This is a genomic window from Dyella sp. SYSU CM1112 (assembly GCF_058216415.1).
In genome coordinates, this window is record NZ_JBZEGI010000009.1 from 1 (window position 1) to 17,034 (window position 17,034).

Sequence of the window (17,034 nt, forward strand, 5' to 3'; positions counted from 1 at the left end):
GTTCAAGGAGGCAAAGCTGGTCTGTTTCATCACACTTCCGTCTTCACGCAATGCTGCACGGCCATCATGCCTCATGATCAGGAATAAATCAGAGGTTCCTTAAGGACGATATCTCTTTTTGGATTTGTCACCTTTTCGCGGGCGAACAGATCTTTTGCACGACGGCAACATTTTCTGGCTCTCACGTTGCTTAGATCGCGCATGCACGCATGCGGCTATCTAGTGCCCAATACGGGGCTCGTGAATGGCAAGCTGCCATAGTGCGTTGCGGTTCGATGCCATGGCCGGTGCCGTACGTTTGTGGCGGCAGCGTGGGTGTCAGGAGGTTAAGGGGGGCGGTTGTCCTCGACGCCGCCGATAATCCGGTTGGCTTCCATCGCGTCCTTTTGAAGCAGAACGTGCTCGGCGCGTAATTTGCGTCGTTCATTGATTGCAGTGATTGCGCCGCAGCCAGGAGAGTTTCAAAAGATCAGCAACTTGCGCCTAGGAGCAGTGACATCAACTCTTGGATGAAGGCTTCTGCATCTGCTTGCTGGCATCTGCTGCCATCTCCGGCGCCGCCGGGACTTTCTTGCCGTTACCGGGCTTGGTCCACACCGCGACATAGTCCACCACCATGGAATGTCCGGGTTCGGTCTGGGGTGTTGGTGTCGGCTTCCAGCCGGCCATCACGAATGAAAATCCGCCGCCCATGGCGACGTCGAGCAACATGAAGTAGCCGTGCTGCTGGGTGAGTGCGCGCCATGTTTCGGCGGGCAATTGGTTTTCTGCAACCTGGTTGACGAGCTGGCCATCCACGAACCAGCGCATCCGTTCCGGCATGACGCTGCGGTTCCATTCGAATGTGAAGGTATGGGGTCCTGCCGTGCAGGCTTCGTGCGGGCAGGGCAGACGTGCGCCGATGCCGATCGGCTCGCCGCAGGGGCCGCCCGGATTGACGCCACAATGCAGGATGCCCCACGCCGCATCGAGTCCGTTGACGCTTTCCATGATGTCGAACTCACCGGCTTGCGGCCACATCCTGTTGGTACGGAAATCGCTGCCCAGCGCCCAGAATGCCGGCCAGTAGCCGAGTGCGCGATCGCCGGTGACATCGGGCATCTGGATGCGTGCTTCCATGCGTAGCATGCCGCCATTGGGCGCGGTGAAGTCGTCGCGTACTGTCTCGATGCGTCCGGAGGTCCATTCCCCACTGGCGTCGCGTAATGGCGTGATCAGCAGATGGCCTTGGCCGTCCAGGCGGATATTGGCTGGATGGTTGGTGTAGTCCTCGATTTCCGAAGTACCCCAGTTGACCGGACCGTTCGGATAGGAGTGACCGGTATCGATGCGCCAGTTGGCTGCCGAAGGAAGCGAACCTGCCGGACCGGCAAATGAATCGCTCCATTGCAATGTCCATCCGGGCGGCGAGGGGATGTCGATGGCGGCGGCCGTGCTGGCATAGCCTGCCAGGCCCGCACCGATGGAAAACGCTGCAACGAGAAAGGGGCGGGAAAGAGATGTGATCGGCATAGACAACTGAGTGATGACGGTAGGGCGGATACGCGGCGTGCGCTCCGGTAGGCCATTACGGCTTTCGCCGGAGTGACGGTTCAGACATGAGGGATACGCGTGCCCCTTTGTTCTGTTTTTAATGTCTTCGGCTTCCAGAAGCAAATCTGTAGAACAGGTCTCACTGCTGCAAGATATCAGTAAGTGGCGGCTGCTTGGCATTCGGCAGGGAGACATCGAGTAATTTGGCGATCGTCGGCGCCACGCTCAGGTTGCTGATCGCATCCAATTTGACGCCGCGACGAATATGCGCGCCTGAGGCAATAAACAGCGCCTGCATATCCGGATCGGTATGCAGGTAGCCATGCGCGCCTCTCGCTGGTGTCACATCCTCTACAAGCGGTTCTTCGGTACCACCCACAAAGGCATAGCCGGGCTTGGCAGCCAGATACAAATCCGGTGCTTGCGTGGACGTACCGGGTGAAGGAATGCCGAGCGTTTGTGCATCTGTCCCCGTATAGGCCGCTGCGACCCCAGGAAGCGTTTCGAAATAAGCTTTCAGCTTGGATACCAACGCAGCCCGTTGCGTCGGATTGCGGTGATGAATATACAGCGAGGCTTCTCCACCTTCGGGCTGAACCCATACATCACCGCGATAACTTCCCTTTTCCTTGCGCAGCAATCCTTCGCGCACGAGCGCTACGTTGGGCCGGATCACATGCGTGTAATCGGTAAAGCCGTGATCGGAAGCGATGATGAAGGTGATGCGATCCAGCAGGTTTGCCTTGCGTGCGGCCTCGATCAGTCGCGCGATGCAGGCATCCGCATCGGCGAAGGCAGCATAAGCAGCAGGCGAAAGTGCGCCATAGGCGTGCTGCAGCGTATCGGTCTGCAATAAATGGAACAAAAGGAGATTGGGCGTGTGCCGGGTCAGGATATCGATGGCGCCGTCCGTCCATAGCTGGTCGCGCCAAGCCGGGCTGCTATCTTCAAATGTAGCGAGCTGGTCTTGCGTGACGAGTCCCTGGGCAATCAGGTCTTTGGCGATGGGACCTGTCGGTTCGGGTCGTTCGGCGAATGTCCAGCGTACGTGCTCGGCGTCGTAAATCGCTACCCAATCCACTTGGCCTGTGCTCATGCCTTTTTCGGCAAGTGCGTCATACAGCGTGCGCGCATGCACGAGCTCGGATTTCGGCGTCCAGGGCTTCACTTCCACCGCGCTGCCGTCGGATGGAAAAGTGATCAGCCCATTGGCCATGACTTGATGTACGCGAGCACTCACGCCGGTGATCAAAGCGGTGTGATTGGGCCAGGTTACGGTTGGATTGATCGGCTCCATGGCTTGCGCGTAGGCGCCATCGGCTTGCAGCTTGCGCAATGTGGGCATGGGCAATCGCGGGTCCTTTAGCGCCCGCGCAGGAAAGCCGTCAATGGTGATCAGCACTACGATGGGACCATGCGTCGCTGCCGTGCCGTTATTCGAAGGTTGCGGAGCCTGGCCATGAGCAAGGCCGCTCAAGCCGGCCGCAAGCGCAAATGCAAGAACAAAGCGATATCGCATGAATCACCATGAGCGGAGCAAACACGGCGATTCTAGCGGACAGGCGTATCGGGCATCGCAACGGTGATCAGGGCTGTATCACGGTTTCCCGGCGCAACACGCGGTCGCCACGGACCGTGTAGCTCACTTGATAGCGGCCGGGGCGCAGATAAAGCTCGCTCCAGGGCATGTCCTGTACGCCGCTATACACCGCCATCGGACCGGTCACGGCCAGTGGCGGCTGATCGAGCAGTACGCGGTCTGCCGGAATGGCATCTGGTCCTTCGTTGCTGTAATGCGCTTCGACCAGGCACGGATACTGGGCTTCGCAGTTGTCTGCGGTGACCAGATGCGGGTGGCGCAGCCCACCCAGGCTCAGCCAGGTAGGACGTCCGCGTTCGAGTTTTTCGAGCGGGAAAAATACGCTCACGCTGTAACCCGTTTTGAGTGCCCACGGCTGGCCCGCTGGTGTCACGAAGACGATGGGTGTGTCCGGATGCAAGCGTTTCATCACTTCCGTGTAATAGGGATGATCCTGCGCGGTCGATGGGTGCGGGTACATCATGATTTGTTCGACGGAGAGCATCGGCAGATGAGTGAGCTGATACAGGTGCTCGGCCATGGATTTCCCACCGAGATAGGCACCCGTCGTCAGAATATGTCCGTAGCCTGCCTGCACCACCAGCCGAGCTTGCGGATCGTGGGCGAATACGCGTTCGTACAGTTGCCGTGCCTGTTCGGTCTCGCGTGCGTCCGCGCCCTGAGTATCGTCGGAGGCTTCATAGGCAATCACTTTGAAGCCGAGTTTCAGTGCTGTGCGCACTGTTTCAGCATAGATCGGCTCCTCGGTGTAGAAGCCGCTGTCCTGTGTGGGATAACCGCGCTGCTGCAAGGCCGTATCGCTCTGCACCAGTGTTTCGGCCGCAAAATAACGGAAGCCTTCCGCGTACAGTGGGGCCAGCATTTGCACAATGAGACTGCGCGTGAGCACTACGTTGTGCGCTTCGTTGAAAAGCACGATGCGATAGTGGCGGGCCAGGTCGGGAATGGCTTCGACGGCAGGGCGGGCGGCATAGTCGCCGCCCGCTAGTGGCGAAGGCTTGTCATCGGCGCTGGGGGGCTGGGCGATCGAGAAGCTCCTTACGGCCGCCGGATAGTCGCCGATGAAGCTTTGATACCAGCTGACATACTGTCCAAAGATCAGGCGAAATGCCGGCGAGTTGTCGCGCGCATAAGCTGCACGCATCGCCATGTACTGAGCCAGTAATCCCTTATGCACCCGAACGTTGGCCATGATCTGATCGGACTTGGCCAGGGCCGCCGCCTGCTGTGCCTGCCATGTCGCCGCCGACTGCGCGCAGATGAGCGGCGCCGCGCTGAGCAACAGCCCAGCCACGCATCCCATTGCAACAGTGGTGCGCCATCTCTGCATGGGTTGTTACGGCATGTCGTGCTTCCGTATCCTCCATCGATTCGCCACGTTGTTATGGGATGCCGGCGCGGGATGGGTGTCCAGAGCCATTTTTGCGCGGGCGACTATGACCATTTCGAGATCTTGCTGCCTCGACGGGGCCTCGACACCACGCTGTGTCCCGGCACTGCATGCCTAAAAAAGCATGGGGCTCGCTCGCCGCGCCTCACGCTCTCTGGGCCGATCCTGATCAACGTCATCATGTCGCACGGGATGGCGGCAGGCTGACTCCGCCATCGTACAACGTGGAGTTTTGTGTATTTCGGCCACCTCGCGACGGTCCGATAATCGTTGTTCTTGGTTCGATAGTTCAGGAAACCGACTCATGAAATCACGTGCTGCCGTCGCTTTCGTCCCGGGCAAACCGCTGGAAATTGTCGAGATAGACGTGGCGCCGCCTCGCCAGGGCGAGGTGTTAGTGAAAATCACGCACACGGGCGTCTGTCACACGGATGCCTTCACCTTGTCCGGGGAAGATCCCGAAGGTGTTTTTCCAGCCGTATTGGGGCATGAGGGCGGCGGCATCGTGGTTGAGGTAGGCGAGGGCGTCACCACGCTTCGGCCGGGCGATCACGTCATTCCGCTCTATACAGCGGAATGCGGCAAGTGCAAATTCTGCCTGTCCGGCAAAACCAACCTGTGCCAGGCGGTGCGCGCCACCCAGGGCAAGGGCCTCATGCCAGACGGCAGCACGCGCTTTTCCTATCAGGGCGAGCCGATCTATCACTACATGGGCACCAGCACCTTCAGCGAATACACCGTCGTGCCGGAGATTTCGCTGGCCAAGATCGATCCGCAAGCCCCGCTGGAAAAAGTGTGCCTGCTCGGTTGCGGTGTCACTACCGGCATCGGTGCGGTGCACAACACAGCGAAAGTAGAGGCGGGCGCCACCGTGGCGGTATTTGGCCTGGGCGGCATCGGCTTGGCGGTGATCCAGGGCGCCGCGCAGGCGAAGGCTTCACGCATCCTGGCAGTCGACATCAATGCCGACAAGTTCCAGCTGGCACGCGAGATGGGCGCGACTCACTGCATCAATCCCAAGGATTACGACAAGCCCATCCAGGAAGTCATCGTCGAGATGACGGACGGTGGTGTCGATTACAGCTTCGAATGCATTGGCAATGTCGACGTGATGCGTGCCGCGCTGGAGTGCTGCCACAAAGGTTGGGGTGAGAGCATCATCATTGGCGTGGCCGGCGCCGGCAAAGAAATTCGCACGCGTCCGTTCCAGCTGGTTACCGGGCGCGTGTGGCGCGGGAGTGCCTTTGGCGGCGTGAAAGGCCGCAGCCAGTTGCCGGGCATGGTGCAACAAGCCATGCGCGGTGAAATCCGGCTCGATCCGTTCATCACACACACGCTTCCGCTGGAACGCATCAACGAAGCCTTCGACCTGATGCATGAAGGCAAATCCATTCGCACTGTCATTCACTTCTGACTGGAAGGAACATGACTATGGAACGCATCGAACATCGCGCTTGTTTCGGTGGTTGGCAGGATGTTTACCGCCACTCTTCCCGGGCTGTGGATGGCGAGATGCGTTTCGCGATCTATTTGCCGCCACAGGCCGAGCTGCAAAGCGTGCCGGTGCTGTACTGGCTTTCCGGATTGACCTGCACCGAACAGAACTTCATCACCAAGGCTGGCGCTCAGCGCTATGCCGCTGAGCATGGCATGGCGATCGTTGCATGCGATACCAGTCCACGCGGCGAAGCGGTGGCCGACGATCCCGCTTACGATCTCGGCCAGGGCGCGGGCTTTTATCTCAACGCCACCCAGTCGCCGTGGTCGAAGCACTACCGCATGTACGACTACGTCGTGCATGAATTGCCGGCCGTGGTGGAACAGTATTTTCCGGTGACGGCTGCCCGTGCCATCAGCGGGCACTCCATGGGCGGACATGGTGCGCTGACCATTGCATTGAAGAATCCAGGGCGTTACGCAAGCGTATCGGCGTTTTCTCCCATCGTTGCGCCATCGCAAGTGCCGTGGGGCGAGAAGGCATTTTCGGCCTACCTGGGCCATGACCGCGAAACATGGCGCGCGTACGATGCGACCGAACTGGTCAAGACTGCCAACGAAAAAATTCCCTTGCTGATCGATCAGGGCGACGCGGACGAGTTCCTGCAGAACCAGCTTCAACCGGAGCGGCTGAAAGTCGCTGCCGAATCCATGGGACATCCGCTCACATTGCGCATGCAGCCGGGTTACGACCACAGCTATTACTTCATCGCCAGTTTTATCGGCGAACATATGGCCTATCACGCGGCAGCCCTGCGTCCATAAGGTGCGGCCGTTCCTCGCGCATCTATGACGGAGCGACAGCTCATAGGCGCAAGCGACGCGCGGCGAGGGCTTTTTCGGCCAAGGCATTGAAGCGGAATCTGCCGGCCGAACATAACGGGATTATCTCGCGTCCGGGATGATGCGCCGCGCCTTACCGGTCCAGCATGCATTCGCTACCATGACCTGAGGTGGTAACCAGGGGATCGTGGGGATGCGAGCAAGGCAGGTAGGGTATTGGGCTGCGATAGTGATGCTGTTGGCACAGGGGAGCATCGACGTTGCGCAGGCAGCGACTTCCGAACAGGCGCGCTGGCGAGCCGAAGCACAAGCCGTCACCATCACGCGCGACGACTGGGGCATTGCCCACGTGCATGGCAAAACCGATGCGGATGCGGTATTCGGCATGGCTTACGCGCAAGCCGAGGACGATTTCAATCGCGTCGAAACCAATTATCTCAATGCCATGGGATGCTTGGCTGAAGCCGAAGGCGAGTCCGCGATCTGGCGCGATCTACGCATGAAGTTGTTCATCGATCCGGCCGATCTGAAGCGCGATTACGCGAACAGCCCGGCATGGTTGCAGGCATTGATGAATGCCTGGGCCGATGGTTTGAATGCCTATCTCGCCTCGCATCCGCAAGTCCATCCGCGCGTCATCCATCATTTCGAGCCGTGGATGGCGTTGAGCTTCAGCGAGGGCAGCATCGGTGGCGATATCGAACGCGTATCGCTGGATGGTTTGCGAGCTTTCTATGGACATGACGACTCGACTGTAGCGAGCATCGATACGCCGCCGAGCTGGGTGGAGCCATCCGGTTCCAACGGTATCGCGATAGCACCCAAGCTCACTGTCGACGGTCATGCATTGCTGCTGATCAACCCCCACACTTCATTCTACTTCCGTTCGGAATTGCAGATGTCGAGCGATGCGGGGCTTGATGCCTATGGTGCAGTGACGTGGGGGCAGTTCTTCATCTATCAGGGTTTCAATAAGCATATCGGTTGGATGCATACGTCCACCACCGCCGACGCGGTGGACGAATTTGCTGAAACCATCGTGCATAAGGACGGCAAGCTTTATTACCGCTACGGCGATACGTTGCGCCCCGTCGCCGTGAAGCGCATTACGGTTCCTTACCGCAAGCCGGACGGCTCGATGGCCGAACGCACGTTCACTGTTTATGCCACGCATCACGGCCCTATCGTGCGTGCCTTGGATGGCAAGTGGATCGCCATGGCTTTAATGAATAAGCCGATGGAAGCGCTGGAACAAAGCTGGTTGCGCACCAAGGCCACCGACTACGCGAGCTACATGAAAGTGGCAGAGTTGAAAGCCAATTCATCCAACAACACGATCTTCGCGGACGACAAAGGTGAGATCGCTTATCTGCATCCGCAGTTCATCCCCTTGCGCGATGATCGGTTCGATTACACCAAGCCGGTGGATGGCAGTAACCCCGCTACCGATTGGAAAGGCTTGTATCCGCTCGACAAGCTGCCGCACGTGTTGAATCCGCCGAACGGCTGGGTCATGAATACCAATGATTGGCCGTATTCCGCAGCCGGCCCGTACAGTCCCAAGCGGCAGGATTTCCCGCGCTACATGGATACCGTCGGCGAAAACCCGCGCGGCATCCACGCCACCATGCTGCTCACCGACAAGAAAGATTTCACGCTGGACTCATTGATCAATCTGGCCTTCGATTCCTATCTGCCGGAATTCGCGCGGCAGATTCCGATTCTTGTCAGTGACTATGACGCCTTGCCGGCCAGCGATCCGCTGAAGCGAAAACTGGCAGGGCAGATCGCCATGCTGCGCCACTGGAACTACCGCTGGGGCATTACCTCCATGCCGACCACACTGGCGGTGTTCTGGGGCGACATCCTGTGGGACAAGATGGACAAGGCCGACAATGCCGAAGGAGTATCGGTGTACGACATGATGGCGTCGAAAGCCGGTGCGAAGGCGCGGTTGCAGGCGCTGGTCGACGCTTCCGACCGCTTGCAGAAAGATTTCGGGAGCTGGGGCATACCGTGGGGTGAAGTGAATCGCTTCCAGCGTCTCACCAGCGACATCGTGCAACCCTTCAACGATGCCAAGCCAAGCATCCCGGTGCCGTTCACGTCGTCGCGCTGGGGCTCGCTGGCATCTTTCGGCGCGCATCGCTGGCCCGGTACGAAGCATTATTACGGCACCAGTGGCAACAGTTTTGTGGCGGTGGTCGAGTTCGGCAATCGCGTGCGCGCACGCGCCATCACCGCCGGCGGCGAAAGCGGCCACGTCGATTCACCGCATTTCGACGACGAAGCCGAGCGCTACACCACCGGCGATTTGCGCAAGGTCTATTTCTGGCCCGATGAACTGAAAGGCCACGTAGAGAGCGTTTACCACCCCGCGATTTAGCCGTGCCGGCAAACAAAACGGCTGCATAGATGGAAGCAGCCGTTCCAGGTGCATTGCGACAGTAATGCGCGGCGAAAACAGAGAGGCCTCGAAATTGCCCCTAAGCGTTCCCGCAGAAACCCGATGAAGCGTTGCGCCTTTGCCGCAGGCAGGCGGGTTTCCGCATGGTCGAGGGTGACCATCGGCCAGCCCGATGCGGGGGTGATTCAATATGTTGCCTTCTTGACATCGTTGCTGGGCCGATTTGCCAGGATGGCACTCGCGATAATCTGAAAGAGATGCTCGGCCCGTGGGGCAAATGAGGGTTGGTCGACCGCCCAGCCGATAGCCGTTATCAGGGCGAACAGGTCGTCCCCATTCATATCGGCGCGCGCCGTTCCTTCGCGCTGAGCACGGAGCAGCAGTCGCGCACCTGCTGAATGCACCGCTGCGCACGACGTATAAAGAGCGGAGTCCGGGTTCGTGTGGGCGGCCGCCATCATGGCGACAACGCCTCTATAGCTTTGGGCGAATGCCACCAATTCCCGAAACCAGGACAGAAGTGCTTCGTCAGCCGGAGTCGACGTTTCGAGTTCGTCTGCCTTCTGCGTCAGTGCGTCCAGATGGGTACACAGCAACGCTTCGAACAGGGTTTCTCGCGTCGGGAAATGGCGAAGCAGGGTGGCCAACCCGACGCCGGCCCGGCGGGCAATATCGCGCATCGACGCGTTGGCACCATGCTCGGTGACGACGTCCCGCGCGACCGTGAGAATTTGGCCGCGATTTTTTTTTGCGTCGGCTCGCATAGGAAACCTTGACAAGCGGATCAGCGATCCACATTATATGGATCAGTGGTTCGGATGCTGTAAATCAGAATCTGGATCGGTGATCCATATGATACAGCGCCTTTGTACCAAGGGAACAGAGGCGCCGTCCGACACGACGAAAGGAGAAGTTATGGGAAAGCTTGAGGGCAAGGTTGCAGTCATCACGGGTGGCGCTACCGGCATTGGCCGCGCCGCAGCAAAGCGCTTCATCGAGGAGGGAGCCTTCGTCTTCATCTTCGGCCGCCGGCAGGAAGCGCTCGACGCCGCTGTGGCCGACCTCGGGCCCAACGCCCGCGCGATGAAGGGCTCGGTCGCGAATGAGGCCGACCTCGACCGACTCTACGCGGCGGTGAAGGCCGAGCGCGGAAGCCTCGACATCGTCTTCGCCAACGCCGGGGCGGGAAGTCCGCTTCCGCTTGGCCAGATCACTGCCGAGCACATTGACGAAACCTTCGACACCAATGTGAAGGGCACGATCTTCACGGTCCAGAAGGCACTGCCGCTGATGAGCCCGGGCGGTTCGATCATCCTGACCGGATCAAGCGCCGGCACCACGGGTGCCCCAGGATTCACTGCCTATAGCGCGAGCAAGGCGGCCGTGCGCAACCTCGCGCGGACCTGGGCGGAGGACCTGAAGGGCACCGGCATCCGGGTCAACGTGTTGTCACCCGGGGCGACAGCGACCGAACTCGCCAAGGAAGCGCTGGGCGAGGAAGGCCAGAAAGCCTTCGCCGCAATGACTCCGCTCCAGCGCATGGCCGATCCGGCCGAGATCGGGGCGGTGGCCGCCTTTCTCGCGTCGCCGGACAGCAGCTTCATGACCGCCAGCGAAGTCGCCGTTGATGGCGGCCTGGCGCAACTCTGAGGAGAAAATCAAATGGCACAATCACTGAAGGGCAAGACTGCTCTCGTTACCGGGGCATCACGGGGCATTGGCCGCGCCATCGCCGAACGTCTTGCAAAGGACGGTGCGATGGTCGCGCTGACCTACAACGCCAGTAAATCCGGCGCGGACGAGGCGGTCGCGGCCATCGAGCAAGCGGGAGGCACGGCATTCGCGATCCATGCGGATCTCGTAGACCCGGCAACCATCCCGGCCTTGTTCGAAAAACTCGACGACGCGTTCATCCGGCGCAACGGAAGCAGGACCCTCGACATTCTGGTCAACAACGCCGGCAATTCCGGCTGGCTCGGCTTCAAGGACGCGACGCCAGACAGTTGGGACACCCTGATGGCGGTCTACGCCCGCGCGCCCTTCTTTATCGTCCAGGCCGCTTTGGATCGTCTCGCCGATGATGGACGCATCATCAATATCTCCTCCGCTGCCGCTACGAAGCCCGTGACAGCCGCACCCGTCTACTCGATGGCCAAAGCGGCCATCAACAACTTGACCCATGCGCTCGCGTCCGAGCTGGGGCCGCGCGGCATCACCGCGAATGCCGTAGCGCCAGGCTACACGCGAACGGATGCGAACGCTGATTTTCGGAAGGATCCCGAACTCGTCAAGGCGGCCGAGTCCCAAATCGCGCTGGGCCGCTTTGGCGAGCCTTCGGAAATCGCCGCCGTCGTGGCGTTCCTGGCCTCCGATGAAGGCCATTGGGTGACCGGCCAAACGATCGAAGCGAGTGGCGGCTACAAACTCTGACCTCGCCGAGAAAGAAGGAGAAACATATGAGTTACGCCATCATTGGCTTCGGCGAGATAGGTCACGCACTTGCCAAGGCGTTTGCCCGCAACGGCATCGAAGTGGCCGTTGCAACCACGCGCGACCCGAAAAGCTTTGCAGCCGATGCGGCCGCGATCGGGCCCACGATCATTCCCAAAACCCTGGCCGAAGCCGTCAACGCGGACGTCATCTTTCTGGCTGTCCGTTTCGAGTCGCACCCGGAGGTCGCAAAAGCGCTGCCCGACTGGAAGGGCAAGACCATCATCGACGCGATGAACACGCAGGCCCCGCTTGGTGAACTGGACGGTCTCGCGTCCTCTGCCTTCGTCGCGAAGGTGTTCACCGGAGCCAGGTTGGTGAAAGGCTTCAACCATCTGATCGCTGCCGTGCTGGGTCAGGACCCGGCCGTACACGGTGGCAGGAGAGTCGTGTTCCTGGCGAGCGACGATGATGGCGCCGCGGCGGAGGTTGGTGCGCTGGCGGAAAAACTCGGTTTCGCGCCGATCCAGCTTGGCGGGCTTTCGGACGGTGGATTGCTTGTGCACGCGCGCGGAAAAAGCTGGGGACACCTGATCTTCAAGGACTTGGTCAAGTTCGACTAACGAATCCTGATCGCAAATTTCGATGCGATCCTGCCTAAAGATCCGATCTCCAGGGGCTGATGGGAGCCATCAGCGGGAAAGCCGGAGCAAGTTTCGGAAAGCACCGAGATAGGTTGAACTCACCCTACTCATTAGATAAACCTGCTGTGTCGGGTGGTGACGTAGTCCGGTGAAGTACGGTGCCGGAGTCATCGTGAAACGGAAAAAGCGCATCGGCCTCGCAGCCGGTGCGCTTTGTTGTGCATCACGCGTGAGTTCAATGTCCCAAGAAGTGCTGGCCCTGTTTGAGCACGACACCACAAGCCTTGGTGGCAATCTTCGACTTCAGATCGCTATTGCCGCCGCCTACGCTATTCAGATCCGTCGTCTTGCCATGACTGCCTTTGAGCAGGCCGCTGGCACCGCTGAGGTAGTCGCTGTTGCTGGAGCCGCCCTTGGTCTTGCCGAGCAGCTTGCCGGCAATGCCGGATGCACCTGACTCGCCGCCGAGGTAATTGTTCTTCATGCAGTACTCCAGCAAACCGGCGACATTGCCCATGCTGCCCGAGGTCATCGAGCTGCTGCCGGGCAACATGCCGCCCAGTTTGCCGCCAAGCTTGCCGAAGTCCTGCGCTGTCGCCGTGCCGCATGCAAATCCCAGTACCAGTGCAGCTATCACCACTGCCTTACCTGCCGTTCGTGTCCTCATAAACACAGCCCTCCGTTTGCCTTCACGCATTCAATACCGAAGCTTGTTAGCAAAACGTCAGTGCTGCCACGTGGCAGAGAAGGCAGCCGTGGTTCAAAGCTGGCTCATGCCGCCATCGACGATGATTTCCGTGCCGACGATAAATGCCGACTCGGGCGCAGACAGGTGCAGCACCGTCGAGGCAAGTTCCTCGGCTGTACCAAAACGGCCCAGCGGAACTTGCGCCTGAATCTGTGCTGCCATCGTAGCCAGCGTTTCAGCGTCCATGCCGAGCTTGCCGTAAAGCGGCGTGCTGATCGGGCCGGGGCTCACTACATTCACACGCACCCCGCGCGGCAATAATTCCGCCGATAGCGTTTTCGCCAGGGAGATCAGCGCTGCCTTGCTGGCGGCATACACGGAAGAACCGGGCATGCCGATATGCGCGTTGATCGAACCGTTGATGACGATGGAAGCACCAGTGTTCAAATAAGGAAGGAGTGCCTGGATCTGGAAATAGGCCCCTTTTACGTTGATATCGAAGCTCTGGTTCCAGAGTGCTTCATCCACGTCGGCAAACGGCGCAAAGCGGGCGACGCCTGCATTGATGAACACCGCATCGAGAGTGAGCTTGCGACTATTCAATGCCTCCGCCAGCGCCTTGGCATCGATGAGCGAGCCGGCGTCGTTGCACAAGGCAATGGCCTGCGGGCCTAAGGTTGCCTTGGCCTGCTCCAGGGTCTGCGTGTCGCGGCCGGTGATAATGACCTGCGCTCCTTCTGCCGCATAGGCTTTGGCGGCACTCAGGCCAATGCCGCTGTTGCCGCCGGTAACCAGTACGGTCTTGCCAGTAAAGCGATTCATGATGTGCTCCGATGATGTCGGGTTGGGATGACGTCATCTTGAGCGCGTGGCCACGCCTTGCCGTACCATGTTTTCGACGCACTCGTTCGAAGGGGTCGAACATGTTGTCCGATGATGAATGGGCCTTGCTGGAGGCGATCCGCGCCAGCGGAAGCCTGACCCGCGCCGCCGCGAAACTGGGCAAGGCACCATCTACCGTTTCGCATGCGGCCCGCCAACTCGAAGCCCGCTTCGATGCCCTTTTGTTCGACCGACGCCGTTATCGCCTTCAACTCACACCTGCCGGTCAATTGCTGGCCGACGAAGCGGCTCGCCTGATGCAGGATGTGTCGCGCATGACACGTCGCGTAAAGCAGATTGCCAGCGGCTGGGAAGACCGCCTCAACATCGTCACCGATGAAATCATGGAATACGAAATCCTGATACCGGTGATCCGTGCCTTCGATGCGCTGCATTCCGGCGTTGCCCTGCGCATCACGCATGAAGTGCTCGGCGGCACGTGGGAGGCACTGCGCGATGGTCGCGCCGATCTTGTCATCGGAGCGACCAATGAGCCGCCGACCATGCCCAAGCTGCGCTGGTTCGAACTGGGTGTGATGGAGTGGGTCTTTGCCATATCGCCACGGCATCCGCTCGCCAAGGTAAAAGAACCCTTGCAACAGGAACAGCTGCGTACCTATCGCTCGGTAGCCGTGGCGGATTCCTCGCGCAGCATGCACATGCGCGGCTACGGTGTGCTTGGCGGCCAGCCGACCTTGGCGGTGCCCAGCATGCGCGCAAAAATTCTCTCGCAACGTGATGGATTGGGCATCGGCTGGCTGCCCCGGCAGCGCATAGCGACCCTGCTCAAGCGGGGCGAATTGATTGAAAAGCGCGTGGCTGATGCGCGTGAACCCAACGTGCTATACGTCGCGTGGCGCGGTGATCACCAAGGGCGTGCGCTCGACTGGTGGCTGGAACAGTTGCACCAGCCGCGTTTAGCCAGACGGCTGGTGCAGGGAATTGACGTGCCGGCATAAAGCCGATGCCTCGCTGAGGAATCGGTCCGCTTATGCCTCGCTCCACGGGCGGCGCGGGTGCGACGAGGCAAGATGCAAGCGATTGTGGATGTCCTTCACGCCGTCAACGCTATCGACGCATTGTTCGATACGATGTCGAAGCATCGCATCTGCCACGTTGCCTTCGATGGTGACGATGCCATCCACGACGTGCAGTGAGATATGGGGTGCATCGATATCGGAACGGCTATCGAGGGCCTGATAAATATCTTCGCGCACGCGTTCGTCCGCAGGTGTCGCGCGGCGTGTTACGTGCTTGCCAAAGCCGGGAATCTTTTCCTGCTCGAAAAATTCCGGCGAGGTTTCGGCTTGTTCGGCAGCAAGGCGAAAACCCAAGTCCGGGTCTTCGGGTTCAAAGGCGGGGCTGAGGTCGGATGGCGACAAACCATCTAGCAGTTCGCGCTCCGTGGCGTCGGCGTACTGAGGGTTTTCCCACAGGCCACCAGCCGCCGGCCCATAATGCGAGCGCGGCATGCCTTCTTCGTCCCGATAATCCGAATATTCATCGGCGTATTCGTTGTAGCCCCCTTCGGGTAGCGTGAGTCGCTCCACGCTGTAATTGGTTTCATCGAAACGCAGTGGGCCTTGCGAGGGCTCTTCCGGGTCGCGATAACTCATGCGCTCAGTGCGGCGATCAGGATCGAGGCTGCGCGGTCCGAAGCTGAGCGTGGCATCGTCCGGATCCTGCAGGCTCGGGGGTGCCGTGGTGTTTGCCGTGTTGCGTTCCTGCGCGCTCATTCGCCGTTGCGCAGGACGCGAGCGCGCTATCTTCTTTTTTGCTTGATTTGGCTTGGAGGTCATGGGGTCGCTCCATTCGTCAGTCATGAAAGAAAGCTACTGCGCGAACGGGTGGCGAGACAGTGAATCCCGCGCTAGATCCATGTCATCATCGACAGCGTCAGCCGCACATGATGCATGGTTGCGTGTTGCCGCAAGCACACTCACTGGCGCTTGCCAGTGTCATGGTTGAATGTGATACATCGCCAGTTTTCACGCATCTCTGCGCACAAACGCTTTAGAAGCACATGAACATCACACAGGCGATGGCATGTTCTTCGCACACACAGCGCTTTGTAAGAAAAGCGTTGCGACAGCGTTGCAGAGGTAAAGGCATGAGCAAAAAACAACGCGATCCAGGCAGTGGCAACATGAGTGTGCGCGAAGCAGGCCGCAAAGGTGGTCAGGCGCGCAAGGAGCAGCTTGGGCCAGAAGGTTATTCCGCATTGGGCAAAAAAGGCGGTGCGGCGCGCAAGGAAGAGCTTGGTTCGGAAGGCTATTCCGCATTGGGCAAGCAGGGCGGCGAAGCGCGCAAGCAAGAGCTGGGAAGAGCGGGTTACGCCGAGCTGGGCAAAAAGGGCGGACAGCGTGGACGCGCTTCGACCAAGCGTGCGAAGGAGTCCTCGCCATGAGGCTGTCTTTATCGCGTCGTGAATCTTGCGTGGATGTGTCAGGCAGGTGTTGCTGCCACGCGCGAGATAAGGGCTGCTGAGGAGCTGAGGTGCGAGGAGAGTGGCGATGGCGCAGATAGAAACGGTGTGGGAGTCACCGTTAGCCCGGCCTCCTAGCACGTCACCCCCGCAGGGATCGATCAGCGAGTTACGTGAAAAGGCGCGCGATTGCCACGATTGTCCATTATGGAAGCACGCCACGCAGACGGTATTCGGCAGAGGGCCGGCGCGTGCCACGATGATGTTGATCGGCGAGCAGCCGGGATTGCAGGAGGATTTGGCAGGCAAGCCATTTGTCGGGCCGGCAGGAACGTTGCTCGACCGCGCTTTGCAGGAAAGCGGGCTCGATCGCGACGAGGTGTATCTCACCAACGCGGTCAAGCATTTCAAGTTCGAGTTGCGTGGAAAACGCCGCCTGCATAAACGGGCGAACGCGGCCGAGCAGGCCGTCTGCCGCGAATGGCTTGCGGCGGAAATCCGGGAGGTGCGCCCGGAACGCATCCTTGCTCTTGGCGTCATGGCGGCACATGCATTTTTCGGTACGCATTTTCAACTTACCGTAAGCCGCGGGCGCTGGTTTCACCTGCATGGTGGCATCGATGCCATGGCGACCTGGCATCCCTCATCCGTATTGCGTTCGATCAACCGTGATACCCACGATTACCGGTTTCAACAGTTGGTCGACGACTTGCGGGCCTTTGCGGCGGGGCCGAAGCATTGAATGCGCGTACGGA

At 59.7% G+C, this 17,034-nt stretch carries 16 protein-coding genes; 9 read left to right on the forward strand and 7 right to left on the reverse strand.

The window, feature by feature from the left end; all coding sequences use genetic code 11:
• Positions 1-498: 498 nt before the first annotated feature.
• The 3 genes from AC4HNJ_RS13440 to AC4HNJ_RS13450 all read right to left on the reverse strand — a co-directional run bounded on the left by AC4HNJ_RS13440 (position 499) and on the right by AC4HNJ_RS13450 (position 4,463).
• A complete protein-coding gene (locus tag AC4HNJ_RS13440; protein WP_490480097.1) occupies positions 499-1,512 on the reverse strand; it encodes a glycoside hydrolase family 16 protein in 1,014 nt (337 codons plus the stop codon).
• Between the two features lie 160 nt (positions 1,513-1,672).
• Complete coding sequence (locus tag AC4HNJ_RS13445; RefSeq protein ID WP_490480098.1) at positions 1,673-3,052, reverse strand: alkaline phosphatase family protein; 1,380 nt, start codon at positions 3,050-3,052, stop codon at positions 1,673-1,675.
• Positions 3,053-3,119: 67 nt separating this feature from the next.
• A complete protein-coding gene (locus AC4HNJ_RS13450; protein ID WP_490480099.1) occupies positions 3,120-4,463 on the reverse strand; it encodes a hypothetical protein in 1,344 nt (447 codons plus the stop codon).
• A 364-nt stretch (positions 4,464-4,827) separates the two neighbouring features.
• Here AC4HNJ_RS13450 and AC4HNJ_RS13455 point away from each other — a divergent pair, with 364 nt between their 5' ends.
• From AC4HNJ_RS13455 to AC4HNJ_RS13465, 3 genes are all read left to right on the forward strand, one after another.
• Positions 4,828-5,937 carry an S-(hydroxymethyl)glutathione dehydrogenase/class III alcohol dehydrogenase gene (locus AC4HNJ_RS13455; RefSeq protein ID WP_490480100.1) on the forward strand — a complete coding sequence of 370 codons (1,110 nt, stop codon included), beginning with the start codon at positions 4,828-4,830 and terminating at the stop codon, positions 5,935-5,937.
• Positions 5,938-5,954: 17 nt separating this feature from the next.
• Positions 5,955-6,785 (forward strand): S-formylglutathione hydrolase, encoded by an 831-nt coding sequence (gene fghA, locus AC4HNJ_RS13460; protein ID WP_490480273.1) that lies wholly within the window; start codon positions 5,955-5,957, stop codon positions 6,783-6,785.
• A gap of 211 nt (positions 6,786-6,996) precedes the next feature.
• Entirely contained in the window at positions 6,997-9,189 is a 2,193-nt protein-coding gene (locus AC4HNJ_RS13465; RefSeq protein ID WP_490480101.1) for a penicillin acylase family protein, read from the forward strand.
• Between the two features lie 206 nt (positions 9,190-9,395).
• Here AC4HNJ_RS13465 and AC4HNJ_RS13470 read toward each other — a convergent pair whose 3' ends face one another.
• Complete coding sequence (locus AC4HNJ_RS13470) at positions 9,396-9,974, reverse strand: TetR/AcrR family transcriptional regulator (RefSeq protein ID WP_490480102.1); 579 nt, start codon at positions 9,972-9,974, stop codon at positions 9,396-9,398.
• 151 nt (positions 9,975-10,125) lie between these two features.
• Between AC4HNJ_RS13470 and AC4HNJ_RS13475 the strand changes: the two genes are divergently transcribed.
• The 3 genes from AC4HNJ_RS13475 to AC4HNJ_RS13485 are packed head-to-tail and all read left to right on the forward strand — an operon-like array spanning position 10,126 to position 12,263.
• Positions 10,126-10,860: an SDR family NAD(P)-dependent oxidoreductase gene (locus AC4HNJ_RS13475; protein WP_490480103.1), complete on the forward strand. Its 735-nt coding sequence runs from the start codon at positions 10,126-10,128 to the stop codon at positions 10,858-10,860.
• Positions 10,861-10,872: 12 nt separating this feature from the next.
• Positions 10,873-11,640, forward strand: a complete 768-nt coding sequence (locus AC4HNJ_RS13480) for an SDR family NAD(P)-dependent oxidoreductase (RefSeq protein ID WP_490480104.1) — start codon at positions 10,873-10,875, stop codon at positions 11,638-11,640.
• 26 nt (positions 11,641-11,666) lie between these two features.
• On the forward strand, positions 11,667-12,263 hold the full coding sequence (locus AC4HNJ_RS13485) for an NADPH-dependent F420 reductase (protein ID WP_490480105.1): 597 nt from the start codon (positions 11,667-11,669) through the stop codon (positions 12,261-12,263).
• Positions 12,264-12,519: 256 nt separating this feature from the next.
• Here AC4HNJ_RS13485 and AC4HNJ_RS13490 read toward each other — a convergent pair whose 3' ends face one another.
• Both AC4HNJ_RS13490 and AC4HNJ_RS13495 read right to left on the reverse strand, forming a co-directional pair.
• Positions 12,520-12,951 carry a DUF2501 domain-containing protein gene (locus AC4HNJ_RS13490; RefSeq protein WP_490480106.1) on the reverse strand — a complete coding sequence of 144 codons (432 nt, stop codon included), beginning with the start codon at positions 12,949-12,951 and terminating at the stop codon, positions 12,520-12,522.
• A 93-nt stretch (positions 12,952-13,044) separates the two neighbouring features.
• Positions 13,045-13,794 (reverse strand): SDR family oxidoreductase, encoded by a 750-nt coding sequence (locus AC4HNJ_RS13495; RefSeq protein WP_490480107.1) that lies wholly within the window; start codon positions 13,792-13,794, stop codon positions 13,045-13,047.
• A gap of 101 nt (positions 13,795-13,895) precedes the next feature.
• Between AC4HNJ_RS13495 and AC4HNJ_RS13500 the strand changes: the two genes are divergently transcribed.
• Positions 13,896-14,813, forward strand: a complete 918-nt coding sequence (locus tag AC4HNJ_RS13500; RefSeq protein WP_490480108.1) for a LysR family transcriptional regulator — start codon at positions 13,896-13,898, stop codon at positions 14,811-14,813.
• 30 nt (positions 14,814-14,843) lie between these two features.
• Here the strand turns inward: AC4HNJ_RS13500 and AC4HNJ_RS13505 are convergent, their stop codons facing one another.
• Positions 14,844-15,653, reverse strand: coding sequence for a BON domain-containing protein (locus AC4HNJ_RS13505; protein ID WP_490480109.1), 810 nt, complete (start codon positions 15,651-15,653; stop codon positions 14,844-14,846).
• 311 nt (positions 15,654-15,964) lie between these two features.
• On the opposite strand from AC4HNJ_RS13505, the gene AC4HNJ_RS13510 reads away from it, so the two are divergent.
• Together AC4HNJ_RS13510 and AC4HNJ_RS13515 are read left to right on the forward strand one after the other, a co-directional pair.
• Entirely contained in the window at positions 15,965-16,261 is a 297-nt protein-coding gene (locus tag AC4HNJ_RS13510) for a KGG domain-containing protein (RefSeq protein ID WP_490480110.1), read from the forward strand.
• A 106-nt stretch (positions 16,262-16,367) separates the two neighbouring features.
• Complete coding sequence (locus tag AC4HNJ_RS13515; RefSeq protein ID WP_490480111.1) at positions 16,368-17,021, forward strand: UdgX family uracil-DNA binding protein; 654 nt, start codon at positions 16,368-16,370, stop codon at positions 17,019-17,021.
• Positions 17,022-17,034: the final 13 nt, after the last annotated feature.